Here is an 18,276-nt window from a genome sequence, read left to right on the forward strand (position 1 = left end):
CCCTTCCCAGTGGCCGGGAACCTTGCGGTCCTCGACCTCGGCAGGGCGGGCGCTGATGGACACCATGCCGCGGATGACGCCCCGCCCGGTGGGCCTAGCGGCGACCTTCGGCCGGCGCATCGGCCGGCCCGTCCGCAGTCGCTGCGTGAAGAGGCCGAGATCGAGAACCCGGTCATCTTCGAGGAACAGGCTGGCACCTCCAGCCGCCTCCACCCCCTTGAGCGGCCGAAGTTCGGCGAACTGCTCGCTACGCCCGGCCGGGCGACACCGTGCACATCTCCGAGATGTTCCGCCTCGTACGCGGCACCGGGCATATCCTCGACGTACTCGACGTCCTCCACACAGGCCGCCTCGCCCTGAGCATCCACGACGGCGCGTTCTCCGCCATGGACCTCACCGCCCGCCACCCCCGCACCGGCGAACTGCTGTCCACCGTGAAGTTCATGGTGCAGACCCTCGCCGCCGCCGGCGAACTCCAGCGCGAGCTGACCTACGACGGACTCCGGGCCGCCGAGGCCAAGGGCAGCAAGGGCGGGCGTCGCCCGCACGGCGTACCTGGACGGCCAGTCCATCGCCAGCCTCGCCCGCGAGCACGGCGTCAACCGCGGCGCCATCCGTACGGCCGTCGCCGACCTCCTGCCCGAGCACACCGCCGGCCACGAGGACGCCCCGACACCAGAGCTGGCCGTGACCCTCGACATGCCGGGCAAGGTCGCCGACTTCCTCCACGCGGCCGACCTGGACGACGAGCTGCGGGCCGCGCTCGACCAGGGCATGCCCGTACGGCGCGGCCAGGGCTACACACTCCGCGTCCGCGCCGTGCCCTCGGTGCACCACCAACTCCTCGCCCGATGCCAGCCCCTCGACGGCACCCCGGCCATCCCCCCCGCACAATGCAAGGCCCGCCGCGAGTACGAGAGCCGTGTCAGCGCCCTCGCCCCGCGACCAGGGCCATCCCTTTCTGCTGTATCCCGGTCTGCCTGACGGCCCGTCTTTCACACCGCGGCGCTCTGCGCGGTGAACCCCCGGCGCCGGGCCGTGGCCTGCACGTACGGGATGTGGGTCGGGCACGTCTCGATCACGGCGACCTCCACCCCGCCGGCGTCGGTGGGGGCCAGGCGTTCGGCGGCGGCCGGCACCTGCCCGTACCGGGCGCGCATCCCCCGCCCGACACACACCTCGCACTCGGTGTACGAGCCGACAGGCAGCGGCGGCGCGGGGACCTCGACGGTGATCTCGCGTACCACCTCGACCACTTCGACACGGGTCATCGCGGCCCGCTGCGCGGCCTTGACCTCCTCGGAGTCGACCTGCGCCTTCGGCATCGTCCACTTCGCGTCGATGCTCGCGGCCGTCGCGGCCAGACGCTCCTCGGGCGGCAGTGCGAGCCGGGCCTGGCGGGCGAGCTTGGCAGCACGGTTCCGCTCGTTCTCCTCCCGCCGCTGGGCCTTGAGCGCCTTCTTCGCCGCGGCCTCCTGCTGCCGTTCCCGGAACTGCTGGACGTCGCCGGGCGTGGGCGTCCCCGTCATCAGCGTCTCCCTACAGGCCCACGGACTTCAGCATGTTCAGCAGCAGGTCGGTGTTGTCGATCGCGTTCTGAAGCGCCTCACGCGCCGTCTGAAGCTGCCCGGCTTGCGCGGCCAGGGTGTCCACATCGCCGTGCGCGACGGCATCCTGGCTGGCGGCGATCACGCCGAGCAGCAGGTGCAGGCCGGTCGCCGTGTGAGCGGAGGACAGCGGGATCGGCCCAGCCCCCTGGTTCTGTGCCATCAGCCTCAGCGGGGTGCCGGCCCGCAGCACCTGACAGCGGATGAACTCCACCCGCCGCACCGGATCGTCCAACCCCGCCCCGGCCGACTTGAGCTGTTCCTTCCACGCCATGTGCCGCGCGTCGTCGTCCAGCTTCACCCCGTCGGCCATCGCCGCCTCGGCCTGAAGCACGCCCGCCCCGCCCCATCTGCTCACTCATCCCGGCAGGCTATCGACGCCGCTCACCCGACGTCCGGCGGAGCCCAGAACCCTCCCCCCTCCGGTGCGGGAAGCGGCGGCACGACCCTCAGCCTCCCGCCCGACGAAGCGGCCTTCGGCGGGCACAACGGCTCTACACGGGGCCTGCCCAATACGCCGCTCCAACTCCCGGAATAAATGCTTCCGCTGCTTCTCCTGCCCGGTGGCCGCACGGACCGCGCGCAGTGCCTCGGCCGCCATCGATAGCCTTCGTGGAGTCTGCATTGAGGCAACGACCACGGCCCTCCGGAGTTCCGCTCCCCGCATCACCTACGGCTCGCCTACGACGTACTCGGGCTTCCTCGCCAGGACTTCAAGATCATCCCGTGGCGGCTTTTGGGCTCACCTTGGCTGGACCCCCTCCGGGCGCATCCCGGACAGGTAGCCGATCGTCACCAGCGCGGCGGTCGACAGGTGGACGGCCAGGGACGGGCCTGGGTGAAGTCGACGGCCTCCGTCCAGCTCTGCCCATCGACAGCCCCGGCGATGGCAACCTGCAAGGGGGCGCCATCGGCGAACTCGAGGCCCTCCAGCTCGTGCGCGTGGTCCCGGGCGGTCTGGACGATCTGTCCTTCGCTGAGGTTCAGCAGGCCGGCAAGGTACTGGTCAGCCGCCGGTCTCCCGCTGATCCCGGAGCCAGTCCCGCAGCACGCGTCCCTGTCCTGGGACCGTTGCGCCCGGCGGCCGAATGCGCAATGTAAGCCGTTGCCACTCCTGATAGGCTGCCAGGATGTCCGTGGAGAGGTCGACCACCGTCCGCAGGCCCAGACCAGTAGCGGGGACATCGTGGCCGGGTGGATGACGGCGGTGTCGTTCTCTCCTGGTGCAGGGCGCTCGAAATCTTCCAGGAAGTGGTGATCGCCGATCCCGGGTCGTCCCAGAGCGGCATGACCAGCCCGGTCCTCAGGCAACAGGAAGGGGACATAGGTCCACATACGGGTGATGGCGAACAGTCGCCGCTCGTCCTGCATGTCCGTGAAGCCCTTCTCGCCCAAGCTTGCCGCGTAGGACTTGTCCGGCCGATCATGTGACCGCTTCATGTTCGGGTCGTTGATGTGGACATGGGGCGGGGTGATCTGAGTGATGCCGAGTGGGAACGGCTGCGGCCGTTCCTGCCGGTCAGCAACGGGCGTTGTGGCCGGTGGCGGGATCACCGGCAGGTGATCGACGGGATTCTGCACCGGGTTCGGACCGGGGTGTAGTGGCGTGACCTGCCCGAACGGTTCGGGCCGTGGAAGACTGTATATGAACGGCACCGGCTGTGGTCGGCCGACGGGACATGGGAGCGTCTGCTCCAGCAGGTCCAGGCCGCAGCCGACGCGGCCGGGGAGATCGAGTGGGATGTCTCGGTCGACTCCACCATCGTCCGCGCGCACCAGCATGCGGCCGGCGCCCGCACCGATCCACCGCCGGTACCCGGCTCAAAGGGGGCCGAAGTGGGGGAACACCAGGGCGAGACGCCGTGGCAGAGTCTTGTCGCCCGCCTGGTGGAGGTGGTGCTGGAGGTGAGGGCCTGGGCCGTTCGCGGGGCGGGTTCACCAGCAAGCTCCACCTGAGCGCGGACGGCCGCTGCCGCCCGCTGTCCCTGATCGTTACGCCAGGTCAGCGGGCGGACTGCACCCAGTTCATGCCCGTCCTGGAGAAGATCCGCGTCCCCCGTGTCGGGCTGGGAAGGCCCCGCAGGAAGCCAGACAGCCTGGCGGCTGACAAGGCATACAGCAACAGGCCATGCCGCGATTACCTGCGACGGCGGGGCATCCGGCACACCATCCCGGAGAAGACCGACAGCCAGGCCGCCCGTCTACGCAAAGGCGCACGCGGCGGACGGCCACCAGCCTTCGACGAGGACCGCTACAAGAAGCGCAACACCGTCGAGCGGGCGATCAACCGGCTGAAGCAGTCCCGGGCGGTCGCCACCCGTTACGACAAGTGCGGCTACGTCTTCCTCGGCACGGCCACAGCAGCAGCCCTCGTCATCTGGCTCCGTGCCTGAGCCGGAGTGAACCCTCAGAACCCCGCATCGGCGGGACGCTGGTGCCCACACGGAGCCGGGCTGCCGTTCTTGTCGAAGACCTCGGAATCGTTGGCCGAATTCACCCACACCGTGATGCCCTGGCTGTGAACGACGACATTGAACGGGGACTCCTCGGGCGCTGTCTGCGTCACGACGGTGAGCTCCTCACCCGGACGCATCCAGTGATCGGTTCCCCACGGCTCCACCCACAGGCAGAGCATGCTGTCCGTCTCGTTACTCACGCTCGTCTTCGCCACCCCAGCACCCTAACGAGCAGCATGATCGGCCGGACAGCTCCTAACACCATGCCCTCCTTCTGCCCCTGTCTGGGCCGTCCCGCGCGGGCCCGGTGGCGTGCAGCGGGCCGGGCTCCCAGGCATCGGTCTTTGTCCCGGGGCCCGGCCGCTCCTGCCGCACGACCGCTCATCAAATGCGGCATACCTCCAGCGAAACCCGGATGGATACCCTTGTCCAGCCGGCGTGTTCGCCGTGCCGCAGGCAGCGCTCCGCGCCAACCCGTGCCGAGAAGGCGCCGCAGGGGCACAGCGAGGCGGGCCGCCGGTGCTGCGGCGGTGAAGGTGCTGGTCAAAGCGCTGGCAGGCGGGTGATGATGGCTCCGTTTCATCCCGTTGGAACGAGAGGATCATCGTTGATGGGAGCCATACCGCAGCTCAGTGCCCAGCAGCGCCGGGCCGCCCTGGACAAGGCGCTGGCCGCACGCAGGGAGCGTGCCGAGGTCAGGGAGGCCCTCAAACAGGGCCGACTTTCGCTGAGCGAGGCACTGGCCAGTGAGCTTTTTCAGCAGCCACTCCGCAGAGTGAACGCTCTTCTGAGGTTGACCGGCTTCCGACCTGCGGCTGGGATTCCCTCCTGCGGACGTAGCCGTCACCCGATCGGTGGCCACTCTGAAAGAGCTCAGTGACTCCGAGGCCATGCTCAAGATGCCGGTGGGGGTGCTGCTGGAATCCCTTCCGCAGATCGGCAGGGTCCGCGCCCAGAGGCTTCTCATCGAGCTGGGGATCGCTCCCAGCCGCCGACTGCGCGGGTTGGGCCCCCGGCAACGGCAGCGCCTCCTGCAATGGTCCACGCCACGGGGCTGACCCGCGGCTGAGCAGGGCCGCGATGCCGCTGCCCGGTCCGGGGTGTCGGTGGGGGATGGGAAGCTTGCGGGTATGCGCAATGAGCTTGCTTTGACGGTGACCGGGAATCTGGTGGATGACCCGGAGCTGCGGTTCACCGCGGCCGGATTACCCGTGGCCCGGTTCACGGTGGCCTCCACCCCCAGAATCTTCGACCGGGAGACCAACGCCTGGCGGGACGGGGAACCGACGTTCCTGGACTGCAGCTGCTGGCGACAACTCGCCGAGAAAACCGCCGAATCCCTGACAAAAGGGGCCCGGGTGGTGGTGGCGGGCCGGCTGCGCACCGACCGCTGGGAAACCCCGGAGGGCGAGAAACGCTCCCGGATGGTCCTGGACGCCGAGGAGGTCGGCGCCGCCCTCACGTTCGCCACCGTCACCATCACCCGCACCACCCGCCCCGCTCCGACGCGGGAGACGGCACCGGATGACCCCTGGGCCACCGCCACCCCCACCCGCCCCGCCACACCCGCCCCCGGGCAGGACGCCCCCGCACAGGAGCCCCCGTTCTGATGCCCGACATTCCCCCTCTCCCGCACTCCTCTCCGAACGGGGCGGCGGGGCTGGAGGCGGCCGCGGCCGCGGTCACCGCGGCGCAGCGGGCGCTGGCCGCGGCCCGCCGGGACCTGTCCACGGCCATCCAGCAGGCCCGCCGGGCCGGACAGTCCGTGCGGGTGATCGCCGAACGCACCGGCCTGGACACCATAGTGGTCCGCAACATCCTGGCCGTGCCCCCGGCCACACCACCCGGCAGCCCAGACCCCGGTCCCGGCCAACCCCGGTAGAACGCACCCGCGCCAAAGGCCGCGGGGCCCGGCAAGGCTTCCCCGTCCCGGGGCCCGCGTTCTGCCGCTCCGGAACCGGCAGGTGAGTGCTGCGGCGCGCTTCATCCCGGGGACTGCGGAGGGTCTGGGCTGTCTTGTCCGGGCGGGGACGGGAGCTCGGGCTGGCAGTGGGGGCAGGGGATGAGGCCGTGGCCGTCGGGCGCGACGAGGGTGCCCCAGTCACGGCAGTACGCGCACCGCAGACCCCGGCAGGCCGGCGGCTGGGGGGAACGCGGTGCGGGGATAGCCCTCATATCGGAGCGAACAAGCCCCGCATATGACCTATTTCCCGCGTTGCGGGTGTTCTCGATGCAGGCAGGGGGTGATGCGGTGAGTCAGCGTGTGGGCCGGCGGTGAGGATGTGTTGCGAGGTGTTGGAGGAGGGGCCTGGGCTGGGTGCCGGGTGGGATGGGCACCGGTGTATCGGGGATTGCGTGGGCCGCGCCATGATCTTGGCCCTCGGGTCCGGGAAGGTGGCGTGGCCGGTGCCTCGTGCCGAAAAGCCCAAGAGGCCGTGCACAGGACGACTGAGGCGGAAGAGTCCAGCGCACGGCCCCCTGGCCGATGAGGCGATCAAGGAAACTATAGCGGCCCGCCCGCCCGCTGGACCGGACCGGCATGGCGGGTACCGGCGGCCGTCCCGGCCGTTCTGTAGTCGTTTGTCCGGGGGTGGGCGGGGCGTTCGCGTGTGCTGCCGGTTGCGGGTGGCACAGTGTGAGGCGCACAGGGCCGTGGGGGAAGTGTGCGGCCTGCATTCTGTCGGGTGTTGCTGGACGGGTAGAGGAACGTGGCTGATGGCGACTGGTGTGGTGAAGTGGTTCAACGCGGAGAAGGGGTTCGGTTTCATCGCGCAGGATGACGGTGGTCCGGATGTGTTCGTCCACTACTCCGCCATCCAGACCAGCGGTTTCAAGGAACTTACCGAGGGCGACAAGGTCGAGTACGAGGTGGTGCAGGGAGCCAAGGGACCGCAGGCGGACCAGGTCCACCGCCGGTAGCACATACCACCGCGGTGGACCCCTGGGCAGCGCCGTCGGGTGCGCACTGCTCGGTCTGTGCAGTGCGGCTGTCTTTCGCAGCTGAAGACCGGGCGGCTGGGGTGTCCGCACTGTCGTCGACAGTCCGCCGGGACAGCGTCTCCCGGGTGGCGCCTCTGCTTCTGGCTGGCACAGGCCGTATAGCCGTATAGGGGAACGCCCCCGGGCGGGACGTGGCAGCCCCACGCCAGGGTGGGTGCCGGCCCGCGGAACGGATCCGGAACGGCACCCATCACTTTTCCATACCCGCCCGCCTGCCACCCGCAGCCATTCTGAGGCCACGGGCGAGCAACAGCTTCCTGCTCCCGAACTCCGCCGATACCACTGCCCGCCTCACGCCGCGCTTTCTGGTGCGGGGGCCGGGGCGGGCTGCAGTGGGGCGGGTGGGGCTCGAACCCACGACCTACGGATTAAAAGTCCGCAGCTCTGACCAACTGAGCTACCGCCCCCTTGCCCCTGATGAGAACACATAGATCATCGCACTGCATCGCGCAGGCCGGTACGGCATTTCCCTGCACTCGCAGCCAGATGCCTGATCCGGTCCCCTCCCTCCCCAGTCCAGGGGACCGGGCGCGGTTCCAGCCCTGAGAGCGCAGGATCCCGCTCGCGCGGCTACGTCGTCCGCCTGACAAACCTCCGCCGTCCCGGCGGGGGATTCGTCGTTTCCGGGGTCGTTCCGGTTCACCCGTGCAGGTGGGTTTTGCCCTCGCGTACATGTCCGCGACTTGCGAGGCGCACGCCCCCAACTCACCCCATAAAAAGATTGGCTCTGTCCCGTAATCGGTGGTGACGAGGGGTGACGGTAGTCGTTGACGGTGCATGGAAGATGTCAACGACCTTGTGTCCGTGGTGTTTTCGGGACTTGGATCGCTCGTCGTCGAGGATGTGGCGGACGAGGGCGAGTTCATCCGGGTACGGGCCCGGACGCGGGACGATCCGGTGCAGTGCCCGGTGTGCGGGCAGCCGACGGGGCGGGTGCACGGCATCCACCGACGTACGATCGCGGATGTGCCGGCGGACGGCAGGCGGGTCGTGGTATCGGTGCAGGTCCGGCGCCTGGTCTGCCCGGCTCTGGGCTGCCCTCGGCAGACGTTCCGTGAACAGGTCCCAGGCTTGATCGAACGCTATCAGCGGCGCACATGCCGGCTCGCCGACCAGCTCGGGTCTGTGGTGAAGGAGTTAGCGGGCCGGGCGGGCGCCCGCCTCTCCCGAGTCCTGGCTGCGGCGATATCCCGCTCGACAGCGCTCAGGCTTCTGGCCCGCCTGCCCTTGCCCGTGGTGCAGGTGCCGCGCGTCCTCGGCGTCGATGACTTCGCGCTCAAGCGCCGCCACCGCTACGCGACTGTCCTGATCGATGCCGAAACCGGCGAACGCATCGACGTACTCCCGGGCCGTGGCGCCGACGCCCTGGAGCGGTGGCTGCGCGAGCACCCTGGCGTCGAGGTCGTCTGCCGCGATGGCTCCGGCGCATACGGGGAGGCCGTGCGTCGGGGCCCTGCCGGCTGCGGTGCAGGTCAGCGACCGCTGGCACCTGTGGAAGAACCTGTGCGAGAAGACCCTGGCCGAGGTCCGCTCCCACAGCGCCTGCTGGGCCACCGCGAACACGCCCCGCCCGGCCGGTGTCCACGAGCAGACCACCCGCGAACGCTGGCACCAGATCCACGACCTCCTCGGCAAGGGCGTCGGCCTGCTCGAATGCGCCCGCCGCCTGAACCTGTCCCTCAACACCGTCAAGCGATACGCGCGCACCCGCGAGCCCGAAGCCCTACGTCGGGCGCCGCGTTACCGGCCCACGCTGGTCGACCCCTACCGCGACCACCTGCGCGAACGCCGTGCGGCTGACCCCGCTGTCCCCGTGAAACAGCTGTTCCGGGAGGTCCAGGAGCAGGGCTACACCGGCAGCTTCAACCTCCTCTACCGCTACATCACCCAGGGCCGGGCCGAAGGCGACCGGCCCGTCACCACCCCGCGACGGCTGGCCCGCCTCCTACTCACCTATCCCGACCACCTCCGGGACAAGGACACAAGCCTCCTCGCCGAGCTCACCGCGTCTTGTCCAGAGGTGACCCAACTGGCCTCATTCATCCGCGAGTTCGCACAACTCCTCACGCCGGCCGCAGGTAATGACAAGAAACTCACCGCGTGGATCGTCGGCGTCCGCACGGCCCAGCTGCCCTACCTCCACGCCTTTGCGAACGGTCTCGAACTCGACCGTGCAGCCGTCAACGCCGACCTCACCCTCCCGCACCACAATGGGCGGACCGAAGGCGTCAACACCCGCACCAAACGAATCATGAGGCAGATGCACGGCCGCGCGGGCTTCGACCTCCTCCGCCACCGCATCCTCCTGCACTGACCGTCACCCCTCGTCACCACCGATTACGGGACAGAGCCATTCGAACTGACAGACCCACTCCCCGCAGCCGCAGCGTCACGCGACGGCCCGTTCCGCACGACGTGGGGACATTACGGGCAAACCGCCAATCCGATCAGCAGCCGCACCTTGCTGACGAATCGGGGTCAGATGAAGCCTGATCCGGCGTTCTGGGAACCGCGTACGGGTGATGATCGACCGGTCGTTCGAAACGAACGTAATGACAGCCCACCACTCAGCTGAGCCCGCCAAATGATCAAGTCCACCTTCGCCCGGTCCGGAATGAGCAAGATATACTCTCGCTTCAATATGTCTGCTACACGCAGTCTAATTTCAACTATGCAACTACCGTGTAGCGTTTCCAGGAAAGCGAAGCCTCTCCGAAGTATTTCATCGACCTCGGGAATCGATGGCTGCTTCCCGTTTAAGGCATCCAGAGCAAGGTCTACCAGAATTAAGTGGGAACCGCAGGGCCCGATACATCCCCGGCGCCCGAAGTACCCTCAAAGCGCGCCTGAGAATTCAGCCTGATCATGGGCTGGGCTCCTCGTAGTGACTATCGACAGCGATACAAAGGGCTGTGAGCAGCGGTTGCGACTAGAGGTCGCGACCCAAGGATCACTCGATGGCGACTGATCAGGCAGTCCTCAAAATATGCCCTTCGAGCCATCCAGCGAGAAATACCCCCTCGCGATCGCCGATGCATGGCATCAAATAGAATTTTCCGCCTCGAAAGCAAAAACACGGAGGAAGAATGTATGCAGAAAGCGAACTCAGGATCCCATCCTTCGAAGATCTGAAGATTCCATTCCCTGTCCGAATGAACGTTAATTCATCCCTGGCTCATGACTTGACTCAGGAGTGGGCCCTTCGCTATCACCTCATTTCTGATTCCAAATCTTTCGATCACTTCAAGAGGCTTGCTTACGCCCAACTGGTTGCAAGGGCGTGTCCGGATGCTGACCTAGAAGACCTGGCGCTCCTCTCTCAGTGGATGACATTCTTTTTCATTCTGGATGATCAGCAGGATAATGCGATATTCACTGACCGGATCAGGGCTTTCGAAGAGCTGCATAGCTCCCTGTCTCGCACCTTGCTCAGTTCCGGGGAGGATTCCCCAGGGTCGGGTGGGCCACTCGTCTCTGCGTTTGCTGATCTGTGTCAGCGCACCGCCTCTCAGGTTTCACCCGAGAGATATCACCGCCTAGCAGGGCACCTTAGGTATCTTTTCGCTGGGCAAGTCGCAGAAAATTCATACCGCCAAGATCAAGCCGTACCAACGGTTAATGATTTTATCTCAGTCCGGCGGGCCGGGAGTACTGTCCACGCCAACCTTGACCTCATAGAAATATGCGCCGGAGTCGAAGTTCCAGAATATATATACCACACGCCCGCATATCAAGAGCTAATACTCAGCATTGCCGATGTGACATGCTGGTGCAATGATATCTGGTCGGCCGAGAGGGACTGGTCTTGCGGCGATCCAATAAACTTTGTTGTTGCCCTGCGCAGTAACATGGGGGTGGATCTTCAGGTCGCAGTCGACCTAGCCGAGGGAAGACTTCGAAGGCGCATTTCAGAGAATATCGCAGCGGAACTTGAGCTGCGCAACACCATGAGATCCATGAATGTTCCTGAGGAAACGCGCCGAGACGTCCTCAAGGCTGTCGACCTTGGGAGAAACTGGCTTTCAGGTGTAGCAATTTGGTACTGGAGCGAGACGACTCGCCTGATAGAACATGCACGTGCCACTCCTCGAACGAACCCCGACTTCGTTGCAGACCTGCTTATTTAACCCGAAACGCTAATACGCCAGCCAGCCTTCTTCGATTCGTGACATATTCTCGCAATAGGCCGGTGAATACTATTCGAGGGTGGCTGAAAGAAAGCCATGAATGATTTGAAAAGGCGCCGTGTGCTGCTGTCTGCACCTCGCGGCTACTGCGCAGGCGTGGACCGCGCTGTGATCGCTGTGGAGAAGGCTCTGGAGCAGTACGGGGCGCCGATCTACGTCCGCAAGCAGATCGTCCACAACAAGTACGTCGTGCAGATCCTAGAGAAGCAGGGCGCGATCTTCGTCGATGAGACGGAGGAGGTGCCCGAGGGATCGATCGTGGTGCTCTCGGCGCATGGCGTCGCGCCGTGCGTGCACGACGAGGCCAAGCGCGGGAAGCTCGCCACCATCGACGCCACCTGCCCCCTGGTGACCAAGGTGCACAGGGAGGCTGTGCGGTTCGCCGAGGAGGACTACGACATCGTGCTTGTCGGGCATGAGGGGCACGAGGAGGTCATCGGCACCATGGGGCAGGCCCCGGCCCGTATTCATCTGGTGGACGGCCCGGGGGACGTGGCGCAGGTGCAGGTCCGCGACGAGTCGAAGGTGGTTTGGCTCTCCCATACCACCCTCTCGGTGGACGAGACCATGGCCACCGTGGGGGAGCTGCAGAAGCGCTTTCCGCTGCTGGTGAGCCCTCCCAGCGACGACATCTGCTATGCCACCCAGAACCGCCAGGTTGCGGTGAAGAGGCTGGCGCCCGAGGTTGACCTGCTGATCGTGGTCGGCTCCAAGAACTCCTCGAACTCCGTCCGCCTGGTCGAGGTCGGCCTGGAGTACGGCGCCAAGTCCGCCCATCTGGTCGACTTCGCCGACGAGATCGACGAGGCATGGCTGGAGAACGTCACCACCGTCGGCCTCACCAGCGGCGCCTCAGTGCCCGAGATCCTGATCGAGGGCGTCCTTGAGTTCCTCGCCGAGCGCGGCTACGCCGACGTCGAGACGGTCAGAACCGCGGTTGAGACCCAGCATTTTGCCCTGCCGCGAGAGCTGCGGCAGAGCCGCGCGGAACTGCTGGGGAGAGCTCATCCCACCACCGAGCAGGGAGCAGAAGCGTGACCGCGATTTCCCTCGGTATTCTGTCCGTGCCGGTCAAGCCGCTTGCCCCCCGCCGCCCGTCGAGGCAGATCATGGTAAGGAACGTGCCGGTCGGCGGTGACGCTCCTGTCTCCGTGCAGTCGATGACGACGACCCGCACGTCCGACATCGGCGCCACGCTCCAGCAGATCGCCGAGCTCACCGCCTCCGGCTGCCAGATCGTGCGCGTCGCCTGCCCCACGCAGGACGACGCCGACGCGCTCGCCACGATCGCCCGGAAGTCGTCGATCCCGGTCATCGCCGACATCCACTTCCAGCCGAAGTACGTGTTCGCCGCGATCGACGCCGGCTGTGCGGCCGTCCGCGTCAACCCGGGCAACATCAAGCAGTTCGACGACAAGGTCAAGGAGATCGCCAAGGCGGCCGGCGACGCCGGCACCCCGATCCGCATCGGCGTCAACGCGGGCTCGCTGGACGCGCGGCTGCTGAAGAAGTACGGCAAGGCCACTCCCGAGGCGCTCGTCGAGTCCGCCCTCTGGGAGGCGTCCCTCTTCGAGGAGCACGGCTTCCGCGACATCAAGATCTCGGTCAAGCACAACGACCCGGTCGTCATGGTCGAGGCATACCGCCAGCTCGCCGCCCAGTCCGACTACCCGCTGCACCTCGGCGTCACCGAGGCGGGCCCGGCCTTCCAGGGCACCATCAAGTCGGCCGTCGCCTTCGGCGCCCTGCTCTCCCAGGGCATCGGCGACACCATTCGTGTCTCGCTCTCCGCGCCGCCGGTCGAGGAGATCAAGGTCGGCATCCAGATCCTGGAGTCGCTGAACCTGCGCCAGCGCCGCCTGGAGATCGTCTCCTGCCCGTCCTGCGGCCGCGCCCAGGTCGATGTCTACAAGCTCGCCGAGGAGGTCACCGCCGGCCTCGACGGCATGACCGTCCCGCTGCGCGTCGCCGTCATGGGCTGCGTCGTCAACGGACCGGGCGAGGCCCGCGAGGCCGACCTCGGCGTCGCCTCCGGCAACGGCAAGGGCCAGATCTTCGTGAAGGGCGAGGTCATCAAGACCGTCCCCGAGTCGAAGATCGTCGAGACGCTCATCGAAGAGGCGCTCAAGATCGCCGAGCAGATGGACGGGGAGGGGGAGCCGATCGTCTTGCCCGTGAGCTGATGAAAAGAGCCAAGCACCGACCACGCAATGAGGTTGTCCCTATGACAGATATTCTTTACCGCTCCCTTGATGTTTTGCCGCATCTTGCGGTGCCGGCCCTCCTGGAGCGCGGCCGCACCCTGTGCACCCCGCGATTGCGCGAGGCCATAGGCCGGCTGGCCACCCCCATGGACACCATCGCCGCCTACCATTTCGGCTGGACCGACCGCGACGGCCAGCCCGCCGTCGGAGACGGGGGCAAAGCGGTGCGGCCGGCCCTGGCGGTGCTCTCCGCCCAGGCCGTCGGTGCCTCCTTGGAGACGGGTGCAATCGGCGGCGCCGCCATCGAGCTGGTGCACAACTTCTCGCTGCTGCACGACGACTTCATGGACGGCGACGAGACCCGGCGCGACCGCCCGACGGCTTGGACCGTCTTCGGCCCCGCCCAGGCGGTCCTGGTCGGCGACGCTCTGTGCGCGCTAGCCACCGAGGTGCTGCTGGAGGCGCCAGACCACTCGGCCGTGCGGACCGTCGACACCGCCCGCGCGGTGCGCCGGATCACCGTCGCCACCCGGAGGATGATCGACGGCCAGGCGCAGGACCTCTCCTTCGAGCACCATGACCGGGTCACCATTGAAGAGTGCCTGGAAATGGAGGGCAACAAGACCGGCGGCCTGCTCGCCTGCGCCTCCTCCATCGGCGCGGTGCTGGCCGGTGCCGACGACGCCGTCGTCGAGGCGCTGGAGCGCTTCGGTCACCACCTGGGGCTGGCTTTCCAGGCGGTGGACGACCTGCTCGGCATCTGGGGCGACCCCCAGGTGACCGGCAAGCCGCATTGGGGTGACCTGCGCCAGCGCAAGAAGTCACTGCCGGTATCGGCCGCCCTCGCCGAGGGCGGGCGGGCCTCCCGCCGCCTCACCAAGCTGCTCGCCGACCCGGAAGGCCGCGGCTACGAGGATGAGCAGCAGCTCGCCGAGCGCGCCGCCCTCATCGAGGAGGCCGGCGGCCGCGCCTGGACGCACGAGGAGGCCTGCCGTCAGCACAAGACCGCTCTCGCCGCCCTGGATGAGGTGCCCATGCCGGACATGGTGCGGGAGCACTTTGCCGCACTCGCCGCATACATCGTCCGCCGGGAGAAGTAGCCCACGCATGGAACCGATACCTTTGGCTGCCACAGACGCCGTGACCTCTTTCAGGAAAACTCCACCGCTCTGTCCGGCTTCACCCGTAGAACAGGGTTTCAGGTCACTTCTGCCGGATGTCATGCATCCGCGTGATCTCGATGCGTTGACCGCAGAGGAGCTCACCGCTTTGGCCGGGGCCCTGGACTCTGTTGCGCATTTTGGCTGGTGCTACGCGGCGAGTTGGTAGACGAGGCGGGACAGGTGGCTTGTCCAGGATCGTCTGGTGCGGTGGGGCTGGCGGCTGGCCCAGTGGGCGTCGAGCCGGATGATGTTGATCGCGGTGGCGGAGAAGGCGTGCTGGAGGGTGACCTTGGGCAGGCCGCGGTAGCGGGCCCGGCGCATCCCGGTGACGTCGAGGGCCTGGTTGATGGTGCCCTCAACACCCGCACGCAGGGCGTACTTGGCCTGCCAGGTGTCGCTCTTCTGCTCGGCGCGGGCGGCGGCGACGTGCTCGTGGACCTCGCGGGGCCGCAGGGTGAGCATGCGGCTGCCCCGGACGGCGGCGGTGCACCGCTCGCGGGAGGGGCAGGGGCGGCAGTCACTGCCGGCGAAGGCGATCACGATGGCGTCGCGGCCGTGCTGTTGCACGGGATACCAGCCGGTGCTGGTGCTGCCCTCGGGGCAGGTCACCTGGCGGGTGTTCCAGTCGATCCGGAACGCGGCCTTGTCAAAGCCCTCGGCCTCCCGTGCCTGGCGGGAGTGGTCGCCGAGGAGCGGGGTGATCATGGTGATGCCGTCGCGGGCCGCGTCGGTGACGAGGTCGGCGGAGGGGTAGCCGGCATCGAGGTAGTGCTCGCCCGGCTTGACCTGGCGTTCGGCCAGGCGGTGCTGGATGGCGGCGGTGGCAGTCACGTCCGGCGCGGTCGAGGCGGTGGTGGCCACGTCCGTGATCAGGTTCGGGGCTCCGGCCGCGGCAGGAGCGGTGCCGTCAGTGCCGCCCGCACCGTCGGTGTCGCAGGTCTCGGTGAGGTGGACCTTGTAGCCGCACCAGAACAGCTCGTCTCCCTTCGCCGACCAGCGGGCGTCCGCATCGCAGGGGGAGGCGAGCCGCAGTTGGCCGGGTGGGACGCCGTCACTGTCGGCCTCCCGCTTCCTGACCACCTCCCCTCCCCGGGCGTCGCAGGTGACGTGGTAGGTCTGCACGAAGATCCGTCGCAGCAGCTCCACCGGCTCCACTTCGCGCAGCCAGGCGAGGGCATCCGGCTCGCGCACTGCACGCAGCAGCACGAGCGCGTCCTGTCCGTAGACCTCGGCGAGCCGGTCCCGCTTGGTCTTCGACGACGGCAGCCGCCAGGAATCCACGCGGGCCGCATACCGCAGCTCCCACTCAGCGACCCGCTCAGCCCCGAACCGGCCCACCAGCCAGGACGGCGCCGCGCCCGCCAGCGCCTCCAGCACGGCGCGCACGCTCTCCCCGGCCAGCTCGAGGCGGTTCAGGTCCCGCACCGCACTGATCACGTGCGTGGAGTCCGTGCGCTGCTTCCCGCCCGCGCCGACCAGGCCCTTGGTGCGGCAGTGCTCCAGCAGCCGGTCGAAGACCAGGCGTTCCAGGCCGTGCCCGGCCAGCCGAGCCCGGAACCTCGCCAGCACCGTGAAGTCGAAACCGGTGTCGGTCAACTCCAGTCCCAGCGCGTACTTCCACGACAGGCGCTCACGCACCGCCTCCGCGGCCTGCCGGTCGGTCAGGTTCTCCGCGAACTGCAACACCGTGACCAGCGCCAGCATCCCCGGCGACAATCCCGCCGGCCCGCGCGCACCGAACGCCTCCGCGAACGGCTCGTCCGCGAACACCCCCGCCAACTCCTCCCGAACCCGCATCGCCAGCGAGCCGTCCGGGAACACCACCGCGGCCACCGCCGCCGTCAACTCCGGGACCTCTGGTAACCCCTGCTGTCGCATCGACACCGAGCACCGTCCTCCCCGGGCCCCGCAACAACCCGGCAGAACCCAACGGAACGATCATCCCCGACCCGACGAGCACCCGCAGCAAAATGTGCAACAGAGTCGGTGCGGGTCCGGTAGCCCTCCTTGCCGGTGGTCACCGGAATCGTCCTGACCGCCTGGCCGTTGCGGTAGACGGTCATGGAGAACCGGGCGACGTCGGTCACCGCCTCAACCCGGTCCCCCGTGGTGATCCTCAGCGCTTGTGACCGGCCGCCGTACAACCCGCCGGTGATCTTCACCCCGTCCAAGGCGCTGCGGGCGGTGATGACCGCGTGCGCGGGCCAGAACCACGAGGACCGGAAGTGGAGAGTCTGCGCGTCCACCCAGTGCCAGGACCCTCCGGCGTGCGGGACGGAGGTGACCCGCAGCCCTTGTTCGACCACCGCCCGCCCCTTCCAGTCACCCCGCGGCACCGGGTGACTCAGATGGGCGGTCAGCGGCTGCCCCACCCCATAGACACCCGGCCCGGGACCGAACCGGACGGCCAGCACCCCAGCCCCGGCCGACCGCGCACCAGCCCGGAACAGCGGCCGGGAGGCGGTCCCCGCCCACGGTGCACCCGGGGCGGCAGGAGAGACGCTGCCGGACCGGACAGACACACCAGGCGTGGCGGCGGTCCGGTCCGTGTCCCGGAACACGGCCCGGGCTGTTTCCTCACCGGAGTGCATCGAAGGAGCCAAGAGCATCACCCCCGCGGACACCGACCAAGCACCCCGCACCCACCAGGCACGCGCAGACATGCCCACCTCCCGCACGAGAACCGACAACACCGATATACCGGCCTGTGCCTGAATGATCACCGCGTCTGCCGGCCGGCGCGAGCCGGCCGCCAGGAGCAGAAGCGCACACAGCGCGGCCAGAACTCTTCGACGCGAACGGCAGCCAGTTCTCCGGTGAACTCGAAAGCCGTCTTTTGAACCTCAAAGCGGCAGCAGGAGCAGGTCCCTGCTCAGAGCGGCCCGTTGCCGTCGGCGGGAAGTGGGCGTGCTGCACCGCCACGGGGTCGAAGTGAGCGGTGCGCGGGTCGTTTCAAGGCCGTACCCCTCACATGCTCCTTCACCAGGGCATCACCGGTGCCCCTTTCCAGGCGATAGGAGAGGAATGTACTTTCTGTGGTGGCGGGTCGTCTGTGGGGTGAAGTAGCCGATCCGGCCGGGAAATATGCCGTCCTGCCCCCCTGGAAGGTGTGATGTGGCCCGGGTGCGCCGTTTCCACCTCGATATCGCCGGCTGCTCCGTTACGGTGTAGACACGCTCTGCCACACTCCATGGCATGTGCGAGGCGGAGCTGCTCCTGGACGGCAGGGTGGTCGGCTACCGGCGCGCCCGGCCGGGACGCCGCACGCCGGTCATCGTGCTCGCGGCCGAACTGCCCCACGACCCTCCCCAGCCCTTCGCGATCACCCTGCATACCGCACCGGCCGCCGACCAGCCCACGTGCGTCCTGCAGATCGCCGGGCAAAAATACCCAGTCCCGGAAACACCCCCGCGCCGGAACACTCCTGCCCAGACCCTGGCAGCCCTGACCCTCCACCAGGCACGCCTGCGCGCTCTCCTGCGCCGCGACCGCCGCCACGGAGAGGCCGAGGCGGCTCCCTTTCCGCAGCGGACGGGGGTTATGCGGCCAGGGCGGGGTGGGTGAGAGGCTGTCGCACGACTTCTCCCGTCCGGGAGTCAAGAGCGCGATTTTGCGGTGCCGGCGAGGAGTTTGCTGAGGTTGTGGACGGTGCCGAGGAG

16 protein-coding genes, 1 tRNA gene and 2 pseudogenes are annotated in these 18,276 nt (G+C 67.9%); 12 read left to right on the forward strand and 7 right to left on the reverse strand.

Annotated features, from left to right (window positions below; all coding sequences use genetic code 11):
- Window positions 1–687 precede the first annotated feature (687 nt).
- Entirely contained in the window at window positions 688–984 is a 297-nt protein-coding gene (locus ACFVZH_RS38365; protein ID WP_384904998.1) for a hypothetical protein, read from the forward strand.
- Between the two features lie 11 nt (window positions 985–995).
- Here the strand turns inward: ACFVZH_RS38365 and ACFVZH_RS38370 are convergent, their stop codons facing one another.
- From ACFVZH_RS38370 to ACFVZH_RS38380, 3 genes are all read right to left on the reverse strand, one after another.
- Window positions 996–1,529: a hypothetical protein gene (locus ACFVZH_RS38370; RefSeq protein ID WP_384905000.1), complete on the reverse strand. Its 534-nt coding sequence runs from the start codon at window positions 1,527–1,529 to the stop codon at window positions 996–998.
- A 10-nt stretch (window positions 1,530–1,539) separates the two neighbouring features.
- Complete coding sequence (locus ACFVZH_RS38375) at window positions 1,540–1,941, reverse strand: DUF6245 family protein (RefSeq protein WP_384905002.1); 402 nt, start codon at window positions 1,939–1,941, stop codon at window positions 1,540–1,542.
- 458 nt (window positions 1,942–2,399) lie between these two features.
- Complete coding sequence (locus ACFVZH_RS38380) at window positions 2,400–3,002, reverse strand: hypothetical protein (RefSeq protein WP_384905004.1); 603 nt, start codon at window positions 3,000–3,002, stop codon at window positions 2,400–2,402.
- Between the two features lie 66 nt (window positions 3,003–3,068).
- Here ACFVZH_RS38380 and ACFVZH_RS38385 point away from each other — a divergent pair.
- Window positions 3,069–4,000, forward strand: a pseudogene (locus tag ACFVZH_RS38385) (IS5 family transposase).
- A gap of 14 nt (window positions 4,001–4,014) precedes the next feature.
- Here the strand turns inward: ACFVZH_RS38385 and ACFVZH_RS38390 are convergent.
- Window positions 4,015–4,278, reverse strand: a complete 264-nt coding sequence (locus ACFVZH_RS38390; protein WP_384905006.1) for a hypothetical protein — start codon at window positions 4,276–4,278, stop codon at window positions 4,015–4,017.
- A 684-nt stretch (window positions 4,279–4,962) separates the two neighbouring features.
- Here ACFVZH_RS38390 and ACFVZH_RS38395 point away from each other — a divergent pair.
- The 4 genes from ACFVZH_RS38395 to ACFVZH_RS38410 all read left to right on the forward strand — a co-directional run bounded on the left by ACFVZH_RS38395 (window position 4,963) and on the right by ACFVZH_RS38410 (window position 6,982).
- Window positions 4,963–5,121: a hypothetical protein gene (locus ACFVZH_RS38395; protein WP_384905024.1), complete on the forward strand. Its 159-nt coding sequence runs from the start codon at window positions 4,963–4,965 to the stop codon at window positions 5,119–5,121.
- Window positions 5,122–5,193: 72 nt separating this feature from the next.
- Window positions 5,194–5,673, forward strand: coding sequence for a single-stranded DNA-binding protein (gene ssb / locus ACFVZH_RS38400; RefSeq protein ID WP_384905008.1), 480 nt, complete (start codon window positions 5,194–5,196; stop codon window positions 5,671–5,673).
- On the forward strand, window positions 5,673–5,945 hold the full coding sequence (locus ACFVZH_RS38405) for a hypothetical protein (RefSeq protein WP_384905010.1): 273 nt from the start codon (window positions 5,673–5,675) through the stop codon (window positions 5,943–5,945). Before ssb ends, ACFVZH_RS38405 begins: the two co-directional genes overlap by 1 nt.
- 833 nt (window positions 5,946–6,778) lie before the next feature.
- A complete protein-coding gene (locus ACFVZH_RS38410; RefSeq protein ID WP_384905012.1) occupies window positions 6,779–6,982 on the forward strand; it encodes a cold-shock protein in 204 nt (67 codons plus the stop codon).
- A gap of 414 nt (window positions 6,983–7,396) precedes the next feature.
- On the opposite strand, the gene ACFVZH_RS38415 is transcribed toward ACFVZH_RS38410, so the two are convergent.
- Window positions 7,397–7,470 (reverse strand) — tRNA-Lys (locus tag ACFVZH_RS38415).
- A 400-nt stretch (window positions 7,471–7,870) separates the two neighbouring features.
- Here ACFVZH_RS38415 and ACFVZH_RS38420 point away from each other — a divergent pair.
- The 5 genes and pseudogenes from ACFVZH_RS38420 (at window position 7,871) to ACFVZH_RS38440 (ending at window position 14,554) form a co-directional block, all read left to right on the forward strand.
- Window positions 7,871–9,377: pseudogene (locus ACFVZH_RS38420) on the forward strand (ISL3 family transposase).
- 772 nt (window positions 9,378–10,149) lie between these two features.
- Window positions 10,150–11,190, forward strand: a complete 1,041-nt coding sequence (locus tag ACFVZH_RS38425) for a terpene synthase family protein (RefSeq protein WP_384905014.1) — start codon at window positions 10,150–10,152, stop codon at window positions 11,188–11,190.
- 96 nt (window positions 11,191–11,286) lie between these two features.
- Window positions 11,287–12,288: a 4-hydroxy-3-methylbut-2-enyl diphosphate reductase gene (locus ACFVZH_RS38430; RefSeq protein ID WP_384905016.1), complete on the forward strand. Its 1,002-nt coding sequence runs from the start codon at window positions 11,287–11,289 to the stop codon at window positions 12,286–12,288.
- A complete protein-coding gene (gene ispG / locus ACFVZH_RS38435; RefSeq protein WP_384905018.1) occupies window positions 12,285–13,433 on the forward strand; it encodes a flavodoxin-dependent (E)-4-hydroxy-3-methylbut-2-enyl-diphosphate synthase in 1,149 nt (382 codons plus the stop codon). Before ACFVZH_RS38430 ends, ispG begins: the two co-directional genes overlap by 4 nt.
- Window positions 13,434–13,474: 41 nt before the next feature.
- Window positions 13,475–14,554 carry a polyprenyl synthetase family protein gene (locus tag ACFVZH_RS38440; protein WP_384905020.1) on the forward strand — a complete coding sequence of 360 codons (1,080 nt, stop codon included), beginning with the start codon at window positions 13,475–13,477 and terminating at the stop codon, window positions 14,552–14,554.
- A 210-nt stretch (window positions 14,555–14,764) separates the two neighbouring features.
- Here ACFVZH_RS38440 and ACFVZH_RS38445 read toward each other — a convergent pair whose 3' ends face one another.
- Both ACFVZH_RS38445 and ACFVZH_RS38450 read right to left on the reverse strand, forming a co-directional pair.
- The gene (locus ACFVZH_RS38445; protein WP_384905026.1) at window positions 14,765–16,495 is read right to left on the reverse strand and encodes an IS1182 family transposase; all 1,731 of its coding nucleotides are present in this window, start codon (window positions 16,493–16,495) and stop codon (window positions 14,765–14,767) included.
- The gene (locus ACFVZH_RS38450) at window positions 16,459–17,280 is read right to left on the reverse strand and encodes a L,D-transpeptidase (protein WP_384905028.1); all 822 of its coding nucleotides are present in this window, start codon (window positions 17,278–17,280) and stop codon (window positions 16,459–16,461) included. The genes ACFVZH_RS38445 and ACFVZH_RS38450 overlap by 37 nt, the downstream gene beginning before the upstream one ends.
- A 532-nt stretch (window positions 17,281–17,812) precedes the next feature.
- Between ACFVZH_RS38450 and ACFVZH_RS38455 the strand changes: the two genes are divergently transcribed.
- Window positions 17,813–18,181, forward strand: coding sequence for a hypothetical protein (locus ACFVZH_RS38455; RefSeq protein WP_384905022.1), 369 nt, complete (start codon window positions 17,813–17,815; stop codon window positions 18,179–18,181).
- The last annotated feature ends 95 nt before the right edge of the window (window positions 18,182–18,276 follow it).

Source organism: Streptomyces sp. NPDC059534 (assembly GCF_042743475.1).
GTDB lineage: Bacteria > Actinomycetota > Actinomycetes > Streptomycetales > Streptomycetaceae > Streptomyces.